Origin of the sequence: Streptomyces sp. NPDC090088 (assembly GCF_044747345.1) — a bacterium.
In the GTDB taxonomy this organism is placed as follows: domain Bacteria; phylum Actinomycetota; class Actinomycetes; order Streptomycetales; family Streptomycetaceae; genus Streptomyces.
Window position 1 is genome coordinate 78,240 of sequence record NZ_JBIVDZ010000005.1, and the last position, 20,226, is coordinate 98,465.

A 20,226-nucleotide genomic window follows, 5' to 3' on the forward strand; every position below is an offset into this window, starting at 1 on the left:
ACGCATGGCACGCATGCCGTCGGCACAGCGGCGCGAACAGCTGACGGAAGCGGCCATCAGGACGATGGCCCGGGACGGTGTCGCCAAGGCGACGACCCGGGCCATCGCCGCCGAGGCCGGCGTGTCACTGAGCGTCTTCCACTACTGTTTCGAGTCCAAGCAGGCCCTGATCGAGTCCGTCATCACCACCCTCACCGACCACTCGGTGACCGTCGTACGCGAGGCACTGCGGCCCAGGACCACGCTGGAGGAGACCGTCCGGGCCGGCTTCGAGGCCTACTGGGACCACGTCCGCGACCGCCCCGAAGAGCACATGCTCACCTACGAACTGACCCAGTACGCCCTGCGCGAGCCGGGATGCGAGCACCTGGCCCGACGGCAGTACGAGCTGTACGGCGCCGCCTACACCGAGCTGATCGAGCAGCTGCGCAGCAGCCGCGACCTCGAACTCCGCGTCCCCGTCTCCGTACTGGCCCGCTATCTCGCCGCCGTGACCGACGGTCTCACCCTCAACTACCTCGTCCTGGGCGACGAGTCCGCCTGGAACGACATCTTCGACACGGTCACCGCCCACATCGCGGGCCTGGTGGCCTGAGAGACGCTCGGGGCACCGCGCCGGTGGTTCGCTGAGCGGCCCGGCCGACGCCGCTGGGTAGGGTCGGGGCGTGGACCGCTGGAACAGACAGCCCGACGAGGCGTGTGCCGGGGAAGCGCGGGGCGAGCTGTCGGCCCGGTCGGCCCGCGCGCTGTGGTGGGGATCGGCCGGTCTGGTGCTCGCCGTCCTCGGCACCTCGGTGCTCGTCGCGGGCACCGAGCACGGCCGCCGACTGCCCGTGGCCGTCGCCCTGGTCCTCGTTCAGGCCTGCGCGCTGCGGTGGCAGACACGCGCCCCCGTCCTCGTACTGGCCGTGAACGCGCTGACGGGGCTCGCGGTGTGGGCGCTGCTGCCCGCGGTGAGCCTGACCGGGGCGCTGCTCGCCGCACAGGTCACCCTGTGCGCGCTGTCCGCCACCAGGCCACGGCGGGTCTCGGTACGGGCGCTCGCCGCGATGTGCGTGCCCGCGCCACTGGCGTTCCACGCGGGCGGATCCGCCGGGCTCGCGGTCTACCTGCTGACGGTGCTCCTGGCGTGGACCGCCGGGCAGTGGCGCGGGGCGCAGCAGGCACGGCGCAGGGCGGAGACGCGCCGGGCGGTGGTGGAGGAGCGGGCGCGGATCGCCCGCGAGGTCCATGACGTCGTCGCGCACACCCTCTCGGTGATGGTCGTCCAGGCGGCCGCCGCCGACGACGTGTTCGCCCAGCGGCCCGAACAGGCCCGCCAGGCACTGCGCGCCATCGAGTCCGGCGCCCGCTCGGCCCTCGGCGAACTGCGCCTGCTGCTGCGGGCGTTCCGGCCCGAGGCGGAGGGGGAGCCGGAGGCCGCACCTGGCGGCGGCAGCGAAAGCGACCGCCGGCCGGGACCCTCGCTCGCGCGGCTCGACGAGCTGGCCGACCGCGTGCGCGCGACCGGGATGACCGTGCGCGTGCACCGCGAGGGTGCCGCCGAGGGGCTGCCCGCCGGAGTGGACCTCGCGGCGTACCGGATCGTCCAGGAGGCTCTCACCAACACGCTGCGCCACGCCGACGGCGCCGACGAGGTGCGGGTCCGTGTGGCAGTGGAAGGGGAGTGCGTGGAGGTCACGGTGGTCGACAACGGGCGGACCCGGCCGAGCGGCCCGGCCTCGCCGGGAGCGGGACGCGGCCTGGTGGGGATGCGGGAGCGCGCGCGGCTCGTCGGCGGCAGCCTGCGGGCCGGCCCGCTGCCCGGAGGCGGGTTCGAGGTGGCGGCGCGACTGCCCGTGGAGCGCGCGTCATGACGCTGCGCGTGGTGGTGGCGGACGACCAGGCCCTGGTCCGCACCGGATTCCGCATGATCATCGACGCCCGGGACGACCTGGAGGTGGTCGGCGAGGCCGCCGACGGCCAGGAGGCGGTACGGCTGACCGGGGAACTGGACCCCGACGTGGTGCTGATGGACGTCCGCATGCCCGTCGTGGACGGCATCGAGGCGACCCGGCGGATCGCGGGGAGCGGCAGCCGGTCCCGAGTGCTCGTGCTGACCACCTGGGACGTGGACGCACACGTGGTCGCCGCCCTGCGGGCCGGGGCGAGCGGCTTCCTGCTCAAGGACATCCGCCCCGGCGAGCTCGTGGAGGCGATCCGCCTCACCGCGCGCGGCGACTCGCTGCTGGCACCGGCCGTGCTGAGCCGCGTCCTCGACCGGTTCCTGCGCACCACGCCCGACCCGGCGCCGCCGCCGTCCCTGCGGGACCTCTCCGGCCGCGAACGCGAGGTGCTCACCCTGATCGGCCAGGCACTGTCGAACGCGGAGATCGCCGAGCGGCTGCGCCTGTCGGAGGCCACCGTCAAGAACCATGTCACCGCCGTGCTGCGCAAACTGGGGCTGCGCGACCGCGTCCAGGCCGTCGTCGCCGCCTACGACCACGGCCTCGTGCACCCGCGCAGCCCCTGAGCACACCGTCTCCTCCTTGAGGAGGAGGCCGGGCAGTGGTCCTCCCACGCTCCCAGTCCCGGTCCGTTCCCGCGGCCGATCCGTGCCCGGGCGGCCGGCCCTAGCGTCGAAGGGTGATCGACGACCTGGCCTGCCTCATGTACCTGCTCGCCCACGACGACGTGGCCGGCGGCCCCTACGACCGTTCCCGGACCGAACTGCTCCTGCGCGCCGCCGCCCTCGTCGACCTCGCGTCACGAGGCCGGCTCGGGGAGGACGGCGGCACGGTCACCGTCTGCGGCACGGCGCCGACCGGTGACCCCGTCCTGGACGGCGTGCTGCGCGACGCCGCCGCCGGGCACGGCTGGAAGGGGCTCATGCGCCGCCACCGCCGACGGACCCGGACGGAGGTGGAGGACCGGCTCGCCACGGCCGGAGTCCTCACGGTGCGGGCACCCCGCACCCGTCTCGGCAGCCGACGGCTCACCCTGACGGACCCCGCGATCGCCACCGCCCTCCGCGGCCGGGTCTCCGCGGCCCTGCGCGGGGACGGGCCCGTCGGGGAGATTCCCGCCACCGACGCCGCACTACTGGCCCTGGCCGCGGCGGGCCGCGTCCGCTCGGTCGTGTCCCGACCGGACCAGAAGGCCTACCGCACCCGTATCGACGCCTGCACAGGACGGCTGGCCGCGCTCGCGCCCGGCCTGGAGAAAGCCGTACGCGCACTGCCGACAACCATGATCGCCGCTCAGGGCGGCATGGGCGGCAGCTGACCGGAGGGCGAGACGATCCGCATGCACCGTGCCCTGACCACCTGGGGCGGCCGCGCCCGCGACCCGGCCCCGGCACCGCCTCGCCGACACCATGATCGACTACTGGACCCGCTTCGCCCGCACCGCCGACCCGAACGGTCCCTCCTCGCCCTACTGGCCACGGCAGACGGTGCTGTCCCTGGCACCGGACCACGTCGTCCCCACCCGCACGACGCGGCTCCGCCACCACTGCGCCTTCTGGGACGCCCGTCGGTGACCGGGCGTCACGGACGCCCACCGTCAGCACTGTCCCACCGTCCTGCCGGTCAGACGGTGCGGACGGTGGCGCGGGCGGATTCGTCGACGTGGAGGGTGAAGACGTCGGGGCGGGAGTAGTGGCCGGCGGGGTCGAAGTCGAACCGGGCGCGGGTGAGGTCGTCCAGGTCGAGTTCGGCCGTCAGGATGCCTTCGCCGTCGCGCAGCGGGCCGGCCAGCACTTCGCCGAGCGGGGAGACGATGACGGAGCCGCCACCGATCAGGACGGTACCGGGGTCGTCGCCCTGGACGGGGTGGAGGTCCGCGGGCAGGGCGTCGCGGCGCAGATACTGGTTCGCGCCGAGGACGAAGCAGCGCCCCTCCAGCGCGATGTGCCGCATGGTGGCCTGCCAGGCGTCCCGGTCGTCCACCGAGGGCGCGCACCACAGGTCGACGCCCTTGGCGTACATCGCCGTACGGAACAGCGGCATGTAGTTCTCCCAGCAGATGCCCGCACCGATGCGGGCGGCGCCGGTGTCCACGACGGGGAGGGTGGAGCCGTCCCCCTGGCCCCACAGATAGCGTTCGGCGGCGGTGGGCATGAGCTTGCGATGCAGGCCCAGGTAGCCGTCGGGCCCGAAGAAGAGGGCGACGCAGTACAGGGTGCCCCGCTGCCGTTCGACCGCGCCGACGACGGCGTGGCAGCCGAGTTCCCGGGTCAGGGCGGCCAGTTCGTGGACCTCGGGGCCCGGGACGTCGATCGCGGCGGCGTGATACCGGCGGAAGAGCTCGCGGCCGGCCGGGGTGCGGCTGCCGACGGTGATGCCGAAGTCCAGTCCCTTGGGGTAGCCGCCGAGGAAGGCCTCGGGCAGGACGACGACCTCGGCTCCCCGGCCCGAGACCGCCTCCCGGATGAGTTCCCCGGCCCGGTCCAGGGCGGCTCGTGTGTCGAAGAGCGGAGCGGTCGCCTGGACCACGGCGGCGGTCACGGTACGGCGGGACTCGGAGGCGGCGGGGGCGATGGGGTTCTGGGAGGTCATGTCCCCGAGATTAGAAATCACGCCAATCATCGAGCAAGCTAATGTCCATGATGATCGACATCTACGGCAGTGAATTCAGGAAGGCGGACCTGAACCTGCTGGTGGTGTTCGCCGCCCTCATGCGTGAGCGCAGCGTCACCCGGGCCGCCACCGCCCTCCATCTGAGCCAGGGTGCGGTCAGTGCCGCGCTCGGCCGGCTGCGCAGGCTCTTCGACGACGAGTTGTTCACCCGTACACGCACCGGTGTCGAATCCACGCGTCGCGCGGTCGAGCTCGCCCGCCGCATCGAACCGGCGCTCGGGTTGATCGGGCAGGCCGTCACCGGCCGCGACCGCTTCGACCCGGCCACCGCCCGGCGCACCTTCACCCTCGGTATGTCCGACGACCTGGAAGCGGCGCTGCTGCCCCGGCTGCTGACCGCCACCGCCGGCCTGGACGGCATCCGGGTCGCCGTACGCCAGGCCAACCGCAACTCCGTCGCCGACATGCTGGATCGCGGAGAGATCGACCTCGGCATCGCCGCCGCCCCCGCACACGGCCCCGACCACCGCACCCAGGACCTGTTCCGCTCCGGCTACACCTGCCTCTTCAACCCCCGCCTGCTTCCCCTCACCGCACCCCTCGGCCTGGACGACTACCTCGCCCACCCCCACCTGCTGATCTCCTACGACGGCCGCCGCGGCATCGTCGACGACCTGCTGGACGCGCGCGGACTGACCCGCCGGGTGGTCGCCTCCACCACCCACTTCGCCGGTGCCGCCCTGCACCTCACCACCCTGCCGGCGTTGGCCACAATCCCCACCCACGCGGCCACCGTCTATGCCGACGCGCTGTCGTTGACCGCCGTCGAACCGCCCCTGCCCATGCCCGAGTACACCGTCACCGCGCTCTGGCACACCACCATGACCGACGACCCCGCCCACACCTGGCTCCGTCACCTCGTCGGCGAACACCACGCGACCGCAGCCCGCCTCCGGGACGCCTAGGCGGGGGCGCCCCCTGCGCCTCCCGTGCCGTTACCGATGCGTTTCCGCAGGTTAATTTCCGCGCCCGAAGGGTTGGCTGGAAGTCGTCTCCTGGTTATCGTTCACGAACTCCACTCAATCGTTCCGCTGAACGAATAGCGAGGGAGACGGTCGGTCCATGCCCGACATCCACCTCCCGGGGCGCCTCCCGGGGCGCCGCTCGGTGCTCGCCGCGGGCGCGGCCGCGACGGCCTCGCTCGGCGCGTCCTGGCTGCTCACCGGCTGTACGGGGGCAGCCGCAGCCCCCGACCTGACGGCTGCCGCCCTGAAAGGCACCCCCGACCCCGGCGGCACCCTGCGCATCGCCCGGCCGCCGGCCTCCGACGCCGAGACCCTCGATCCGGCGAGCTCCCTGTCGGCGTACGAATACCTCGGCGCCCTCTACAACCGGCTGGTCCGCGTCGGTACGGGCGGCGAACTCGCCCCCGACCTCGCCGAGTCCTGGGAGTCCGACGCCAAGGCCCGCACCTGGACCTTCCGGCTCCGCAAGGGCGTCACCTTCCACGACGGACGCGCCTTCACCGCCGCCGACGCCGCCTACACACTGCGGCACATCCTCGACAAGGCCACGGCCTCACCCCAGGCCGCCGTCCTCGCCCCGCTCGTCGACCCGAAGACGCTGCGCACCCCGGACGCCCACACCCTCGTCGTCCCCCTGAAGACCCCGAACGCCGAGTTCCCCAGCCTCCTCACGCACTACAACTGCTACGTCATCCCCGACGGCAGCGCCAAGGGCATCGGCCGCACCGGCATCGGCACCGGCCCCTTCAAGCTGGAGTCCTTCGCCCCGGCGGGCCCCGGCCGGGTCACCGCGCACAAGGACCACTGGGCCGGCCGCCCCGTCCTCGACGCCGTCGCCTTCTACTCGGTCGCCGACATGTCCGCCCGCTCCAACGCCTTGCTCGCCGGACAGGTGGACCTGCTCTCCCAGACCAACCTCGACTTCGCCACCGCCCGGGTGGTCGCCGCCTCCGACCGGGCCACCGTCGCCCGGGTGAAGGACGCGCAGTGGTACGTGCTGCCGATGCTCACCACCGAGAAACCCTTCACCGACGTCCGCGTCCGGCAGGCGATGAAGCTCGCCTACGACCCCGAGCACGTCGTGAAGGTGGCGCTCCAGGGCGCGGGCACGGCGGGGTGGGACAACCCCGTGCCGCCGAGCGACCCCGCCCACATCACCACCCACCCCGCGCACGACCCCGAGCAGGCCCGCCACCTCCTCAAGCAGGCCGGACACGAGGGCCTGACCGTCGACCTCTACACCTCCTCCTACGACCCGCTGTTCACGCCGATGGCCCTCGCCTACCAGGATTCCGCCAAGCGGGCCGGTATCCGGATCAAGGTGAAGACGGCCGCCGCGGACTCGTACTACACGCAGATCTGGATGAAGAAGCCGCTGATGGCCACCTACTGGTTCACCGGGCGGCCCGTCGACCAGCTCTTCACCCAGATCTTCCGCAGCGGCTCCTCCTACAACGAGACCGCCTGGTCCGACAAGGAGTTCGACGCCGTCCTGGACCGGGCCCGCGCCGAGACCGACGACACGGGACGCCGTGAACTGTACGGCGAGGCGCAGACGTTGGTGATCGAGCGGGGCGGGGCGATGACCCCGATGTTCGCCGACCGGCTCGTCGGCATCTCCCGGAAGGTCCGCGGCTACGCGGAGCACGGCTTCGAGTTCGACTACCTCAACATCGGCGTGAAGGGGGCCTGAGCATGCTGTCGTTCACCCTGCGCCGGCTGGCCTCGGCCGTCGGCACACTCCTCCTCTCCTCCGTCCTGGTCTTCCTCGCCGTACAGGCGCTGCCGGGCGATGTGGCCACGCAGATCCTCGGCAAGGACGCCACCCCCGACGCCGTGGCCGCCCTGCGCGACCAGCTCGGTCTCGACCGGCCTGCCTGGGAGCGCTACTTCGACTGGATCAAGGGTGCCCTGCACGGCGACTTCGGCACCTCCCTCGTCTCCGGCAAGGGCGTCGGCGGCCAAGTCGCCCTGTATCTCGGGAACTCGGCGCTCATCGCCGTCGTCACCGTGCTGTTCGCGGTGACCGGGTCGATCGTCCTCGGCGTCCTCGCAGGGCTGTACCGGGACCGCTGGCCCGACCACCTCATCTCCACCGTCAGCCTGGTCGGCATGAGCGTCCCCGAGTTCGTGGTCGCCACCGTCCTGGTGCTGGTCTTCTCGGTCGCGCTGCCCTGGTTCCCGGCGGTCGTCCTCTACGGCCCCGAGGCGAGCACCGGACAGCTCCTGCCCGCCGTATGGCTGCCCGCGCTCGCGCTCGCCGTGGTGATGGCCGCCTACATCGTGCGGATGGCCCGCACCTCCGTCATCGACGTGATGGCCGGCGAGTACGTCACCACCGCCCGCCTCAAGGGCCTGTCCACCTGGCGGATCGTCACCCGGCACGCACTGCCCAGCGCGCTGCTGCCCACCCTGCACGTGATCGCCCTCAACGTCGCCTGGCTCGCGGGCGGGGTCGCGGTCGTCGAGAACGTCTTCAACTACCCCGGCATCGGAAAGCTGATGCTCTCCTCCGTACAGAACCGCGACCTGCCCGTCATCCAGGCCATCGCCCTCGTCAGCGCCGTGATCTACGTCGTCTGCAACCTCGCCGCCGACCTCGGCGCCATGGCCCTCGACCCCAGGCTCCGCACCCGAGGGAGGACCCGGTGACCGCACTCGACACCACCCCGGCCACCGCAGGTGCCGCCCCGGCGGCCCCGCACGCGGCCGTCCGCGCCTGGCGAGGCCTTCGCTCGTCCCGCACCGCCCTGGTCGGCCTCGCCGTCGTCGCCGTGCACGTCCTCGTGGCGCTGCTCGCCCCGCTGCTCACCTCCTACGACCCGATCGCCAACGACGCCTCGCACGCCCTGCTCGGCCCGAGCTGGGAGCACTGGGCCGGCACCGACCAGTACGGCCGCGACGTCCTCGCCCGGGTGCTGTACGGCGGCCGGTACGGGCTCGGCGTCTCCGTCGCCGCCACTCTGATCACCGTCGCCCTCGGCACGGTCGTCGGCTGCGCCGCCGCCCTGCGCGGCGGCTGGTTCGACGACCTGCTCGGCCGGGTGCTGGACGCGATCCTGTCCGTGCCGTCGATCCTGGCACTGCTCGTCATCGTCACCGCCCTCGGCACCGGACCCGCGGTGATCGTCCTGGCCATCGCCGTCGTCTACGTCCCGCAGGTCGTCCGCGTGGTGCGCGGCGCCGCGCTGGCCGTGGTCCCCATGGACTACGTGACCGCAGCCCGGGCCCGGGGCGAGAGCACCTGGGCGATCCTGCGCCGGGAGGTGCTGCCGAACATCACCGACGTGGTCTGCGTGGAGTTCGCGATGCGCGCCTCCTGGGTGGTGCTGCTGATCTCCTCGCTGTCCTTCCTCGGCTTCGGCGCCGACCCGCCCACCCCCGACTGGGGGTTGATGGTCGCCGAGAACCGCACCGCCATCACCGTCGTCCCGATGGCGAGCCTCGCGCCGATCATCGCCCTGGCCACCCTCGTGGTCGGGCTCAACCTCGCGGCCGACGGCCTCGCCAAGGCGTGGGGCGTGGACCGGATCAGGGAGGGTTCCTGATGACCTCTGTCGTATCCGTCGACTCCCTCTCCGTCGCCTACCGTTCCGGTGGCCGCGAGGTGCCGGTCGTGCACGAGGTGTCCCTGGCGGTGGCCCCGGGCCGTACCCTCGCCCTCGTCGGCGAGTCCGGCAGCGGCAAGTCCACCGTCGCCGCCACCCTGCTGGGCCATCTGCGGCACGGCTCCCGGATCACCGGCGGCAGCGTCCACGTGGACGGGTGGGACGTGTTCGCGCTGCCCGCACGGGAGTTGCGGCTGCTGCGTGGGAGGACCGTCGCCATGGTCGGCCAGAACGCCGGACAGGCACTGACCCCGACCATGCGCATCGGCCGGCAGATCGAGGAGGCGGGCGGCGAGGTGCCGGTCGTCGACCTGCTCGAACAGGTCCGGCTGCCCCGTCCCGCCGAACTCGCCCGCCGCTACCCGCACGAACTCTCCGGCGGCCAGCAGCAGCGCGTCGCCATCGCCATGGCCATCGCCGCCCGCCCCAAGGTCCTCGTCCTCGACGAGCCCACCACCGGCCTGGACGTCATCACCCAGCGCAGCGTCCTCGACCTGATCGCCGCCCTGCGCGACGAACTCGGCCTGGCCGCCGTGCTGGTGAGCCACGACCTCGGCGTCGTCGCGCACATGGCCGACGAGGTGTGCGTGCTGAACACGGGCCGGGTGGTGGAGTCTGCGGCCACCCGCCGGCTGTTCACCGCACCCCAGGATCCCTACACCAAGCGGCTGTTGGCGAGCGTGCCGCGCCTGGACGACGCCGGACTCGCGGTCGTCGACGAGGCGGGGGAGCGGACGGTCCGTGCCAAGGCCGCCGTCCCCGACGGCGCGCCGGTCGCCGTCGCCGCGAGCGACGTCACCATCGACTACGGCAGCACCCGCGCCGTGCACGGCGTGTCCTTCGACGTCCGCCGGGGCGAAGTCCTCGCCCTCGTCGGTGAGTCGGGCAGCGGGAAGTCCACGCTGGCCTGGACGCTGGCCGGACTGCGCACCCCCTCCGGTGGCACCATGACCCACGAGGCCGGTGACCTGGCCCGACCGGCGCCGAAGCGCCCGCTCTCGCTGCGCCGCCGGGTCCAGCTGGTCTTCCAGAACGCCGACACCTCCCTCAACCCCCGCCGTTCCGTCGGTGACGCCGTCCGCCGCCCGCTGCGGTTCTTCGGCACCGCGACCGGCCGCACCGAGGCCGCCGAACAGGCCTGCCGGCTCATCGCCGACGTACGCCTCGACCCGGCCCTCGCCGACCGGCTGCCCGCCCAGCTCTCCGGCGGCCAGCGCCAACGCATCGGCATCGCACGGGCATTGGCGGGTGAACCGGACGTCCTGATCGCCGACGAGATCACCACCGCCCTGGACGTCTCCGTCCAGGCCGAGGTGCTCCGCCTCCTGGACGACCTGCGCCGGGAACGCGATCTGGCCTGCCTGTTCATCAGCCACGACCTCGCCGTGGTGCGCGGCATCGCCGACCGGGTCGTCGTCCTGCGTCACGGGGTCGTGGTGGAGGAAGGGCCCACCGAGGCCGTGTTCGGCGCGCCCGGCCACCCCTACACCCGCCGGCTGATGGCCGCCGCCCTCGAACCCGACCCCGACGCACCGCCCCGCACCGACGACGCCCCCGACTGGTCGGACGCGACCGACGCGGACACCGTCTGGACCGACCTCGGCGACGGCCACCGCGTCCGCCGCTGGACGCCCCTCAACACCCTCGTGGCCGAAGGAGTTTCGTGAAGTACCGCGAACAGTTCGAGCGCCAGGTCGTCCGCGAGGACGTCTGGATCCCCACCCGGGACGGCGCCACCCGGCTGCACGCACGGATCTGGCGGCCCTCGGACGCGGACGCCGACCCCGTACCCGCGCTGCTCGAATACCTCCCCTATCGCAAGAGCGACTGGACCGCGCCCCGCGACGCCCAGCGCCACCCCTGGTACGCCGGACACGGCTACGCCTCCGTCCGGGTCGACATCCGCGGCCACGGCGACAGCGAGGGGACCCCGGGCGACGAGTACGACGCCCAGGAACTCGCCGACGGCGTCGACGTCGTCAACTGGCTCGCCGCCCAGCCCTGGTGCACCGGCAAGGTCGGCATGTTCGGCATCTCCTGGGGCGGCTTCAACTCCCTCCAGATAGCCGCCCTCGCCCCGGAACCGCTCAAGGCCGTCGTCACCGTCTGTTCCACCGACGACCGCTACGACAACGACGTCCACTACACCGGCGGCGCCGTCCTCGGCATCGACATGCTCGCCTGGGCCGGGACCATGCTGGCCTTCGCCTCCCGCCCGCCGGACCCGGCGAACGTCGGCGCCGACCGCTGGCTGCCCATGTGGCGCGAACGCCTCGACGCCCTCCAACCCTTCCTGCACACCTGGCTCGACCACCAGGAACGCGACGCCTACTGGAAGCACGGCAGCGTCTGCGAGGACTACGGCGCCATCGACGCCGCCGTGCTCGCGGTCGGCGGCTGGCACGACCCGTACCGCGACACCGTGCTCCGCCTCGTCGAACACCTCCCGGCCGACCGCGTCCGCGGCCTCATCGGCCCCTGGTCCCACCAGTACCCCGACCGGGGGCTGCCGCCCGGCCCGGCCATCGGCTTCCTCCAGGAGACCCTGCGCTGGTGGGACCAGCACCTCAAGGGCACCGACACCGGAGTGATGCGCGAACCACTGCTGCGCGCCTGGATCAACGACCCGGTCCCGCCCGCGACTTCGTACGACGTGATGCCCGGCCGCTGGGTGGGCGACGACAACTGGCCCTCCCCGAAGGTGACCTGGAGCGAGCGCACCCTGGCAGCCGGGAGCGAGCCGGTCCTGGTCCGCTCCCCGCTCAACACCGGTCTCGACGCCGGCCGCTTCTTCCCCTTCGGCAACGCCGGCGACCTGCCGCCCGACCAGCGCGAGGAGGACGGCCGTTCGGTCTGCTTCGACTCCGAACCCCTCGCCGAACGTGTCGAGATCCTCGGCAGGCCCCGCGTCCGGCTGCGTCTGGACAGCGCCACCCCGCGCGCCAACGTGATCGTCCGGCTCTGCGACGTCGCTCCCGACGGCTCCTCGACGCTGGTCACCCGGGGGGTGCTCAACCTCCTCAGCCGGCACGGCCGGGACCGGACGGTGGAGTGGACCCCGGGCACGTACGAGGACGTCGAGATCGAACTCACCGGCATCGGCTACGCCTTCCCGCCCGGCCACCGCGTCCGGGTCGCCGTCTCCGACGTCTACTGGCCCTGGGTGTGGCCGCACGGCGAGCGCGGCGAACTGCGGGTCGTGCCCGCCGACAGCGCCGTACTCCTGCCCGTACGGGCGGCCGGAGAGGAACCGCCGATCGCCTTCGAGGAGCCGGAGCAGGCGCCACCGCTCCCGGTCACCCACGACCGGCCCGCCGAACCCCGCCCCGAACGGCTCGTCACGCACGACGTGGCGGCGGGGGAGTGGACCCTGGAGGTCGACCCCAACTACGGGGGATCACGGACGTACCCGGACGGGCTCCGCTACGAGGAGAGCGCCCGCGAGACGTACCGTGTCCGCGGCGACGACCCGCTGTCCGCGAGCGCCGTGTCGGAGTGGCGCATCCGGTTGCGGCGCGGCGATGACTACGACGCTGAGATCATGGCGCGTACGGAGCTGCGCGCCTCGGCGGCGGACTTCGTCATGGACAGCCGCATCGAGGCACGGGCGAACGGAGAGACAGTGGTCAAGCGGTCCTGGCACCACACCAGCGCGAGGACGTCGGGATGACCGCCGCCAAGCCGCAGCGCTCCGCGAAGCCCCCGCGCCGGGCCGTCGCCGCCGCCGACCGCACCCGCCAGCCCACCGAGGTGCGCCGACGGCTGATCGTCGAGGCGGCCATCCCGCTGATCGCGGAGCGCGGCTACGCCTCGGTGGGCGTCCGGGACGTGGCCGCCGCGGCCGGGGTCTCCGTCGGCACGGTCACCTATCACTTCGGCAGTGTGCAGGAGATCCTGTCCGAGGCGATGGTGCTGCACATCGAGCGCTACTACGCGGAGCTCAGCGAGGCCGCCGAGCAGGCGGGCAGCGGTGCCGAGGCGTTGCGGCTGCTCGTCGACGCCCTCTTCACGGAGGACACCGACCGGCACTGGCGGATGTGGTTCGACTACTGGCACGCGGGCGAACCGGCCACCGACGAGGCCTTCGCCCGCGGCCAGGCCGACCGCTACACCGCCTGGCACCGGCAGATCCGCGCCCTGGCCGAACGGGGCGTCGCGGACGGCGAGTTCGACGGCGCCGACCTCGACGGCTTCACCGTCCGCTTCGCCGCCCTCGCCGACGGCCTCGCCCTCCAACGACTGCGCCAGTCACCACCGCTCAGCACCGAGGACGCCCGCCGGCACCTGAACCGGCTGGTGGAGACGGAACTCGCCGTCCGCACGGACCGTGGCTGACCGCAACACCGTGCGGGCAGACACACCCCCCGGCTCGTGATCGCAGCGGCCCCCGTCGGTGCCCCTGTCCCCGTCACAGGTCCGTTTCCGCCGGTTGGCTCAGGAGGTGGCGGCGCGCAGGGCGGTTGCGGCCAGGGTGGTGTAGTTCATCGTGAACCGGCCGCCCAGGGAGTCGATGGCCTCCCCGACCACGTCCAGTATCCCGTCCAGTTGATCGGGACGCAGCCGGGTGAGGCCGCCGGTGGTGGGCAGCAACTCCAGCCACTGGTCGCGCGTGTAGGACCGCGCCCAGTCGAATCGCCACTGTTCGGGATCGTCGAACTGTTCCGTCTCGCGGATCCTGTCGGCGATTTTCGCGTACGCCGCCTCGTACAGGTCGAGCGGACGGCGGGCCGGTCGGCCGTTGAGCGGGGAGTCGGGCGCTGCCCGCCGGAAGGCGGCGGCGAACGGTTCGGCCACCTCGGCAGGCGGCTCGTACACGTGCCCGAACACCGCCAGCCGGCCCCCTGGACGCAGCACACATGCCGCCTTCAGGGCACCGACGTCCGGATCCACCCAGTGCCAGGACTGGGCGCCGCATCGCGGCCGACGCCGACATCGGCTCACTCACCCTCTCCCTGGTCGGCGGCGGGCATCTCCTGTTCGCCGACCGCGACCCCGGCCCACCGGCCACGGCAGTCGTCGGCAGGTTCGTGGCAGGGGTGGTCGCCGATTCCGTGCGACGCCGACCGGGCTGATCCGGCGTGAGGAACTGCTGAGCGTGCCCTTGGGAAACGGAGTCATGGTCGTGGACGCGGTCTTCGATCCCGGAGTGGGCGAACCGGGCGCCCCTGTCGGCGAACGATCGGGAGGCGCAGTCGGCCGCCGCGAGTGAGCGGCGGAGAACGTTCAGCCACCTCGCAGGCCCCCGGCTCGCGCGGCGCGGCTCCGCGTCAGGCGCGGCTCGGAGGCGTCCACGACGAGACGGCGCGGGCCCCGCGCGAGATGCCGTCCGGTACCGCCCGGGGCCCGCCCGCTGATCGGCCGTGCCGTTCAGGCCACCGTGCGGATCAGCTTCTTGTTGGTGAACTCCTCGATGCCGAGTCGGCCGAGTTCCCGGCCGAAGCCGGAGCGCTTCACGCCGCCGAAGGGGAGTTCGGCGCCCTCCGCGCCGACGCCGTTCACGAAGACCATGCCGGCCTCGATGCGGTCGGCGACGCGCGTGGCCTGCTCCGGGTCGGTGGTGAAGACGTAGGAGCCGAGGCCGTAGGGGGTGTCGTTGGCGATCCGTACGGCGTCGTTCTCGTCGGTCGCCGGGAAGACCATGGCGACCGGTCCGAACAGTTCCTGGCGGGCCGCCGTGTGCTCGGTGGTCAGGCCGGTGAGGACGCCCGCCGGGAAGTAGGCGCCCTGCCGCTCGCCGGAGCCGTGGAGGGTGGCGCCCTCCGCCACGGCCTGGCCGACCTGCTTGGCGAGGGTCTCGGCGGCGGCCGCCGAGGAGAGCGGGGCCCCGGTGGCGGAGTCGAGGAGGCGGGCCGTGAACTTCTCCACGAACGCGTCGTACAGGTCCGCCACGACCACGAACCGCTTGGCGGCGTTGCAGGCCTGGCCGGTGTTGTCGAGACGGGCGGCGACCGCGGCCTCGACGACGGTGTCCAGGTCGTCGGTGGACAGCACCACGAACGGGTCCGAGCCGCCGAGCTCCAGCACGACCTTCTTCAGGTGCCGGCCGGCGATCTCGGCGACGGCGGCCCCGGCCCGCTCGGAGCCGGTGAGGGAGACGCCGTGCACGCGGGGGTCGGCGATCACGTCGGCGATCTGCTCGTTGGTGGCGTACACGTTGACGTACGCGCCCGCCGGGAAGCCGGCCTCGGCGAACAGCCGCTCCAGCAGCGCCGCCGTGGCGGGACACTGCGGGGCGTGCTTGAGGACGATGGTGTTGCCCACGGCCAGGTTGGGGGCCGCGAACCGGGCGACCTGGTAGGCCGGGAAGTTCCACGGCATGATGCCCAGCAGCACGCCGACGGGACCGCGCCGCACGACGGCGGTGCCGGGGCCGGAGGTGACGTCGAGCACCTCGTCGGCGAGGAACTCCTCGGCGTGGTCGGCGTAGTAGTGGTAGATGTCGACGCAGAAGCCGACCTCGCCCTCCGCCTCGGCGAGCGGCTTGCCCATCTCCCGCACGATGCTCGCGGCGAGTTCCGCGCTGTGCTCGGCGTGCAGGTCACCGAGGCGGCGCAGCAGCGCGGCGCGCTCGGCCACGGAGCTGGACCGGCCCCAGGCACCGGCGGCGTGCGCGGCGTCGACGGCCGTGGCGATCTCGGCGTCGGTGGCGGTCGGGTAGGTCTCGACGATCTCGCCGGTGGCCGGGTCGGTGACGGCGTACATGGTGCCTCCAAGTGGCAGGGGGATGAGGGAGGGGGAAGGAAGCTGGTCAGGGCTGGAGGACGGTCCTCAGGCCGGAGTCGGAGCCGCGGTCGCCGAACGCCTGGGCGGCTTCGCCCAACGGGCGGGTCCGGGCGGCGAGTTCCTCCAGGGGAAGGCGGCCGGAGAGGTGGAGGCGGGCCGCACCGTGACGTCCCGGATGCCCGGGCCCGTGTCCGGGTCCAGGTCGACGGCCGGGGAGAGCCGCGACGGCATCAGGGGGCCTTCACTACTTCAGTGCGGGCCGTCGGCGCGGGGTCCGCGAGCTTCGCGCGGGGCCCGGGGAGGCGACGATCACCGCCCGCGTCCACGTGGGGTCCACGGAGACGGCCCGGTTCACCGGCATCGGTGGGGGAGTCGTTCACGTGGGTCTCCTGACGGTGCTGCGTCGGCCGGGGGCCGCGGCGAGCGGTGGTCTCGGGCGGACATCGGCCTCTCTGCGAGCGTCGGTTTCCGGCCGATCCCACTTATTGGGTGCGCGACCAATTGATTTATTGGTCGCCTACTCAATAACATTAGCCGTATGACGTCAAGAGCCCCGGGCAGGCGCGTCCGCAAGGCGCCCGCCGAACGCCGCGCCGAGATCGTCGCCACGGCGTCGCGGATCGGGCTCACCGAGGGTCTGGAGTGCGTCACCCTGCGCCGCGTCGCCGACGAGCTCGGTGTCCAGCCCGGACTTGTCGGCCACTACTTCCCCGCCGTGGACGAGCTGGTGGCCGAGGCGTTCACCCACGCCACGATGAAGGAACTCGACAGCCTGCTGCCGCCCGAGCCGGGCGACCCCCTACAGGCCTTCCGGCGGTTCTTCGGCCTCACGTCGAGCGCCGACTTCGACGACGTCAGCAGGCTCTGGCTCAACGCACGGCACCTGTCGCGCTACCGTCCGGTACTGCGCGAGCACGTGACGAAGCAGGAACTGCGGTGGTGCCGGCGCCTGGAAGAGCTGATCGCCGCCGGGGCCGCGGCCGGGGTCTTCGGCTGTGCGGATCCCTGGGGAGCGGCCACCCGTGTCCTCGTCGCGATCGACGGCGCCAGCGCGTACATCAACACCAGCGCCGACCACCGCAGGGCGCCCACGGAGGACATGCCGCGCACCGTGGCCGAGTCCGAACTCGGGCTGCGACCCGGCATGTTGCTCACGGACTGATCCCTCCTGCCGGCCGGGGTGGCCCAGGAGAGCCCCGGCCCCCTACAAGCCGGCCGCCTGGGCCAGTGACGCCCGTTCGCCTTCGTCCGGGCCGAACTCGGCCAGCAGCTGATCGTCGGCCAGCAGACGTCGTACGCACGCGGCGTCGGCGGCGAACGCCGCTCGGCACAGGGCCCGTTCAGGATGGTCGGCCTCGGGTCCGCCGACTGCCAGGTCCCAGGAGCTGCGGGGGTCGGTCGGTGCGGACAGGGCGGCGGCCACGAGGACGATCCCGAACAGCTCGTTGCGGCGCGGGACCGATGGGTCGGTGGTCAGTCGCAGCAGATAGGGGACGACCGCCGGCATCGTGGGACTGATGGACATGGGCCCTGACATCACCAGCCAGTCCAACGCCCGCTCGGCCATCTCGGCCGCGTCGGGATCGGCCAGCCCGCGCAGCACGACCGGGACATCGACCGGGCACCCGGGAATGGACGACCACTCCACCGCCTCGCACCCTTCCAGCGCGGGATGCGTGGAAGCCGCCTGTCCCAGGTGCGGGTGGGCCGCCGCGAGAGCCGCTGTGGCGGCCGTCGCCGCGGCCTCGTGATCCACCCTGCACACCGGCGTCGCCTCCCTGACAGCGGCATCCGGATCCGGGCCCGGCCGCGGTTCCATGAAAGCACGGGGCGTGTCTGCCCGGTGGCGTGCGGTCGGGGACGTGCGGTCGGGGACGTGCGGCCGGCGTTCAGCAGCCGGGTGATGATCGACGGTGCGGCTGCCTCACGCCTGGAACTCCGTCAGATCGATGGAGTGAACGCTCAGGGGATGGGCGTACACCGGGTGCACCGTTTCCCGCTCGGGAACCATGCCGAGCTTGCGGATCACGTTCTCGGAGGCGCTGTCCCCCACCCGGCTGATGCTGATGACGCGGTCGAGGCCGCGGTCCTGGAGGGCGAACTCCAGCGTGGCGTGGGCGGCCTCGGACGCGTACCCCTGCCCCCAGAACTGTGAGCCGAACCGCCAGCTGACCGCTACGGCGGGCATCACCTCCGGCAGGAAGCCGGGCACGGACAGACCGGTGAACCCCGCGAGCTCGCCCGAGCCCAGCAGCTCCACGGCGAAGAGCCCGAAGCCCTCCTCGTCCCACTCCTCCTCCCACTCCTCGATGGCCGTGGCCGTGTCCTCCAGGTCGCGCACCGAGCCGTCGTCGACCCAGCGCATGACGCGCGGGTCGGCGTTGATGTCGGCCATCGGCGCGAGGTCGTCGTCGTACCAGCGACGAAGGAGCAGGCGGGGGGTGCGGATCTCGGTCATGGCGCCCATCCTGCCGAAGACGAGGGCCGCGTCGGTAATCCGGTGCCGCGCGGCCGGCCGCCCCGCCCACGGACGGCCGACCGCGCGGGCGATCAGTCCTCGGCGGCGGTGAGGGCGGCCAGCTCACGGTTGACCGCGACCTGGTGCGCCTCGGCGTCCATCCGCGCCTTCCCAGGGCTCCAGCGACCGGCCATCACGAAGACGAAGGGCAGGAAGAGCACCTGGCCGCCGACACAGATCCACCACCAGGTGCGCCATTCGCCCGGCCCGTCCTTGGTCGCCTTCTGTACCTCGGCACCGTGCTCCTGCAACACCTTCAGCTGCGGCGCCGCCTTCTGTACGACGGCGAGGTCCGCCGCGCCGACCTCCCGGAGGGCGCGGGCGTTCAGCGCGGCCGGCACGGTGGCCGGGGTGTACTTGTTCAGCTCGGCGAAGAGTTCCTGGTGCGCGTCGACGACGGCCAGCGCGGGCGCCGCCTGCGCCGAGGCGGCCTTGACCTCGGCGCCGTGCTCCACGAGCGGGGTCACGGAGGTGACCAGCACCGGGATGAAGGCCGCGGAGACGGCGACCACGATCCGCACCGTCCAGCCCCACACCGCCAGCCCTGCCGCGGTCGCCGCGGGGTTGTGCTTCTCGACCGTCTCGGTGAAGCTCGCCATCCAGGGCGCGTAGGCGATGCCGCTGAAGACGCCGATGCCGACGAACAGCCAGGCGAACGTGTAGTAGTCGGTCGTCAGATGGGTGGCGCGGGTGGCGAAGACCGCGGTCACCGCGATGGAGCCGACCGCGCCGACGACCATGAACGGCTTGCGCACCTTCAGCCGGTCCGAGAGCAGACCGACCAGCACCAGGGCGACGGCGTTCGCCAGCCAGTACCAGTTGGCCAGCGCGTTGGTGCGCTGCTCGCTGTAACCGAAGACCGTCGCGAAGTAGACGACGAAGTTGCCGACCGCCGCGTAGTACAGCAGCAGGAACACGGCGATGGCGAAGGCCGAGCCCAGCACGTCCAGCCGCATCATCTGCCGCCACTCGCCACGGCGCAGCGCCTCCGTGTCCAGCCCCTTGGCGCGCGCCTCGACCAGCGCCCGGTCCCGCAGCGTCACCATGATCTGGTCGCGCAGCGCCGGGGACAGCTCGCGCAGCGCGAAGATCGCGACGACGAAGACGACGAACCCGGCGATCGCCGAGTACCGCAGCTCGTCCTGCCAGGTGGCGCTGTCGAGGGTGTTGCTGGTGACGGTGGTGACCACCAGCGAGCCGATGACCGGGCCCATCGTCCAGTACCCCATCGCGGTGGCCCGGCCGAGCTGCGGGGAGAAGTCCCGGATCAGCGCGGGGGTGGCGACCAGCACGATGCCCTCGATGAAGCTGACGAGCGCGAAGAGCACCAGATAGGTGGTCTTGTTCGCCGCGTTCGGCAACCCGAAGAAGACCAGCAGCGCGGCGACCAGCAGCCCGTAGACCACCAGGTTCGCCCGGCCCCAGCGGTCCGCCAGGCCGGCCACGAGCGAGGCGAAGGCCCCGATCGCGTTGCCGATCACCGAGACCCAGATGAAGTAGCGGTACGTCATGCCGAAGTGCGTGATGATCGACGTCGCCACCGCGTACTGGATGTACAGCATGTAGTACAGGACGACCGTCGTGACGACCACGATCGCGAGATACGTCATGCGGCGGCCGGTGGACGGATAGTCGGCCAGTTCACGGCGGTACAGCCGGGCCAGCGGGCCGCGGGCGTCCGCGGAGGGTCCATCGGGCGCGGGTCTGTCGGCGTCGAACGGCGTCGTAGCGGCGGACATACGGCTCCTCCCAGGGATGCCCGGAGACCGGGTGCCCACGTCGGTTCGACGAGG

General features: G+C 72.6%; 18 protein-coding genes and 2 pseudogenes. 14 read left to right on the top strand and 6 right to left on the bottom strand.

Annotation, left to right across the window (positions count from 1 at the left end; translation table 11 throughout):
• Positions 1-4 precede the first annotated feature (4 nt).
• From ACIPSJ_RS24295 to ACIPSJ_RS24315, 5 genes are all read left to right on the top strand, one after another.
• A complete protein-coding gene (locus ACIPSJ_RS24295) occupies positions 5-595 on the top strand; it encodes a TetR/AcrR family transcriptional regulator (protein ID WP_401348780.1) in 591 nt (196 codons plus the stop codon).
• A gap of 70 nt (positions 596-665) precedes the next feature.
• A complete protein-coding gene (locus ACIPSJ_RS24300) occupies positions 666-1,856 on the top strand; it encodes a sensor histidine kinase (RefSeq protein WP_401348783.1) in 1,191 nt (396 codons plus the stop codon).
• Positions 1,853-2,512 (top strand): response regulator, encoded by a 660-nt coding sequence (locus ACIPSJ_RS24305; protein WP_401348785.1) that lies wholly within the window; start codon positions 1,853-1,855, stop codon positions 2,510-2,512. Before ACIPSJ_RS24300 ends, ACIPSJ_RS24305 begins: the two co-directional genes overlap by 4 nt.
• Positions 2,513-2,625: 113 nt before the next feature.
• The gene (locus ACIPSJ_RS24310) at positions 2,626-3,264 is read left to right on the top strand and encodes a GPP34 family phosphoprotein (protein WP_359217881.1); all 639 of its coding nucleotides are present in this window, start codon (positions 2,626-2,628) and stop codon (positions 3,262-3,264) included.
• A gap of 91 nt (positions 3,265-3,355) precedes the next feature.
• Positions 3,356-3,520 carry a hypothetical protein gene (locus tag ACIPSJ_RS24315; RefSeq protein WP_401348788.1) on the top strand — a complete coding sequence of 55 codons (165 nt, stop codon included), beginning with the start codon at positions 3,356-3,358 and terminating at the stop codon, positions 3,518-3,520.
• A gap of 49 nt (positions 3,521-3,569) precedes the next feature.
• Here the strand turns inward: ACIPSJ_RS24315 and ACIPSJ_RS24320 are convergent, their stop codons facing one another.
• Positions 3,570-4,538, bottom strand: a complete 969-nt coding sequence (locus ACIPSJ_RS24320) for a nitrilase-related carbon-nitrogen hydrolase (protein ID WP_401348791.1) — start codon at positions 4,536-4,538, stop codon at positions 3,570-3,572.
• A gap of 47 nt (positions 4,539-4,585) precedes the next feature.
• Between ACIPSJ_RS24320 and ACIPSJ_RS24325 the strand changes: the two genes are divergently transcribed.
• From ACIPSJ_RS24325 to ACIPSJ_RS24355, 7 genes are all read left to right on the top strand, one after another.
• On the top strand, positions 4,586-5,524 hold the full coding sequence (locus ACIPSJ_RS24325; protein ID WP_401348793.1) for a LysR family transcriptional regulator: 939 nt from the start codon (positions 4,586-4,588) through the stop codon (positions 5,522-5,524).
• 157 nt (positions 5,525-5,681) lie between these two features.
• Positions 5,682-7,277: an ABC transporter substrate-binding protein gene (locus ACIPSJ_RS24330; RefSeq protein WP_401348795.1), complete on the top strand. Its 1,596-nt coding sequence runs from the start codon at positions 5,682-5,684 to the stop codon at positions 7,275-7,277.
• A 2-nt stretch (positions 7,278-7,279) separates the two neighbouring features.
• Positions 7,280-8,236: an ABC transporter permease gene (locus ACIPSJ_RS24335; RefSeq protein ID WP_401348796.1), complete on the top strand. Its 957-nt coding sequence runs from the start codon at positions 7,280-7,282 to the stop codon at positions 8,234-8,236.
• Positions 8,233-9,132: an ABC transporter permease gene (locus ACIPSJ_RS24340; protein ID WP_401348797.1), complete on the top strand. Its 900-nt coding sequence runs from the start codon at positions 8,233-8,235 to the stop codon at positions 9,130-9,132. The genes ACIPSJ_RS24335 and ACIPSJ_RS24340 overlap by 4 nt, the downstream gene beginning before the upstream one ends.
• Positions 9,132-10,859 (top strand): dipeptide ABC transporter ATP-binding protein, encoded by a 1,728-nt coding sequence (locus ACIPSJ_RS24345; protein WP_401348800.1) that lies wholly within the window; start codon positions 9,132-9,134, stop codon positions 10,857-10,859. Before ACIPSJ_RS24340 ends, ACIPSJ_RS24345 begins: the two co-directional genes overlap by 1 nt.
• The gene (locus ACIPSJ_RS24350) at positions 10,856-12,862 is read left to right on the top strand and encodes a CocE/NonD family hydrolase (RefSeq protein ID WP_401348802.1); all 2,007 of its coding nucleotides are present in this window, start codon (positions 10,856-10,858) and stop codon (positions 12,860-12,862) included. Before ACIPSJ_RS24345 ends, ACIPSJ_RS24350 begins: the two co-directional genes overlap by 4 nt.
• Positions 12,859-13,527, top strand: a complete 669-nt coding sequence (locus ACIPSJ_RS24355; RefSeq protein ID WP_359217866.1) for a TetR/AcrR family transcriptional regulator — start codon at positions 12,859-12,861, stop codon at positions 13,525-13,527. The genes ACIPSJ_RS24350 and ACIPSJ_RS24355 overlap by 4 nt, the downstream gene beginning before the upstream one ends.
• A 99-nt stretch (positions 13,528-13,626) precedes the next feature.
• Here the strand turns inward: ACIPSJ_RS24355 and ACIPSJ_RS24360 are convergent.
• Positions 13,627-14,100: pseudogene (locus ACIPSJ_RS24360) on the bottom strand (SAM-dependent methyltransferase); the annotation flags it as partial.
• A 2-nt stretch (positions 14,101-14,102) separates the two neighbouring features.
• Between ACIPSJ_RS24360 and ACIPSJ_RS24365 the strand changes: the two are divergent.
• Positions 14,103-14,264 (top strand): annotated as a pseudogene (locus tag ACIPSJ_RS24365) (TetR/AcrR family transcriptional regulator); the annotation flags it as partial.
• Positions 14,265-14,559: 295 nt separating this feature from the next.
• Here ACIPSJ_RS24365 and ACIPSJ_RS24370 read toward each other — a convergent pair.
• On the bottom strand, positions 14,560-15,894 hold the full coding sequence (locus tag ACIPSJ_RS24370) for an NAD-dependent succinate-semialdehyde dehydrogenase (protein WP_401348804.1): 1,335 nt from the start codon (positions 15,892-15,894) through the stop codon (positions 14,560-14,562).
• A gap of 559 nt (positions 15,895-16,453) precedes the next feature.
• On the opposite strand from ACIPSJ_RS24370, the gene ACIPSJ_RS24375 reads away from it, so the two are divergent.
• Positions 16,454-17,077 (top strand): TetR family transcriptional regulator C-terminal domain-containing protein, encoded by a 624-nt coding sequence (locus ACIPSJ_RS24375; protein WP_359217856.1) that lies wholly within the window; start codon positions 16,454-16,456, stop codon positions 17,075-17,077.
• Between the two features lie 42 nt (positions 17,078-17,119).
• On the opposite strand, the gene ACIPSJ_RS24380 is transcribed toward ACIPSJ_RS24375, so the two are convergent.
• From ACIPSJ_RS24380 to ACIPSJ_RS24390, 3 genes are all read right to left on the bottom strand, one after another.
• Positions 17,120-17,671 (bottom strand): hypothetical protein, encoded by a 552-nt coding sequence (locus ACIPSJ_RS24380; protein ID WP_401348807.1) that lies wholly within the window; start codon positions 17,669-17,671, stop codon positions 17,120-17,122.
• Between the two features lie 168 nt (positions 17,672-17,839).
• Entirely contained in the window at positions 17,840-18,373 is a 534-nt protein-coding gene (locus ACIPSJ_RS24385; RefSeq protein ID WP_359217853.1) for a GNAT family N-acetyltransferase, read from the bottom strand.
• A 92-nt stretch (positions 18,374-18,465) separates the two neighbouring features.
• Positions 18,466-20,172: a nitrate/nitrite transporter gene (locus tag ACIPSJ_RS24390; RefSeq protein WP_401348809.1), complete on the bottom strand. Its 1,707-nt coding sequence runs from the start codon at positions 20,170-20,172 to the stop codon at positions 18,466-18,468.
• Positions 20,173-20,226 lie beyond the last annotated feature (54 nt).

Coding starts and splice junctions, on each gene's coding strand:
- ACIPSJ_RS24295 (WP_401348780.1), top strand. CDS start 5: ATGGCACGCATGCCGTCGGCACAGCGGCGCGAACAGCTGACGGAAGCG.
- ACIPSJ_RS24305 (WP_401348785.1), top strand. CDS start 1,853: ATGACGCTGCGCGTGGTGGTGGCGGACGACCAGGCCCTGGTCCGCACC.
- ACIPSJ_RS24315 (WP_401348788.1), top strand. CDS start 3,356: ATGATCGACTACTGGACCCGCTTCGCCCGCACCGCCGACCCGAACGGT.
- ACIPSJ_RS24320 (WP_401348791.1), bottom strand. CDS start 4,538: ATGACCTCCCAGAACCCCATCGCCCCCGCCGCCTCCGAGTCCCGCCGT.
- ACIPSJ_RS24325 (WP_401348793.1), top strand. CDS start 4,586: ATGATGATCGACATCTACGGCAGTGAATTCAGGAAGGCGGACCTGAAC.
- ACIPSJ_RS24330 (WP_401348795.1), top strand. CDS start 5,682: ATGCCCGACATCCACCTCCCGGGGCGCCTCCCGGGGCGCCGCTCGGTG.
- ACIPSJ_RS24335 (WP_401348796.1), top strand. CDS start 7,280: ATGCTGTCGTTCACCCTGCGCCGGCTGGCCTCGGCCGTCGGCACACTC.
- ACIPSJ_RS24345 (WP_401348800.1), top strand. CDS start 9,132: ATGACCTCTGTCGTATCCGTCGACTCCCTCTCCGTCGCCTACCGTTCC.
- ACIPSJ_RS24355 (WP_359217866.1), top strand. CDS start 12,859: ATGACCGCCGCCAAGCCGCAGCGCTCCGCGAAGCCCCCGCGCCGGGCC.
- ACIPSJ_RS24370 (WP_401348804.1), bottom strand. CDS start 15,894: ATGTACGCCGTCACCGACCCGGCCACCGGCGAGATCGTCGAGACCTAC.
- ACIPSJ_RS24375 (WP_359217856.1), top strand. CDS start 16,454: ATGACGTCAAGAGCCCCGGGCAGGCGCGTCCGCAAGGCGCCCGCCGAA.
- ACIPSJ_RS24385 (WP_359217853.1), bottom strand. CDS start 18,373: ATGACCGAGATCCGCACCCCCCGCCTGCTCCTTCGTCGCTGGTACGAC.
- ACIPSJ_RS24390 (WP_401348809.1), bottom strand. CDS start 20,172: ATGTCCGCCGCTACGACGCCGTTCGACGCCGACAGACCCGCGCCCGAT.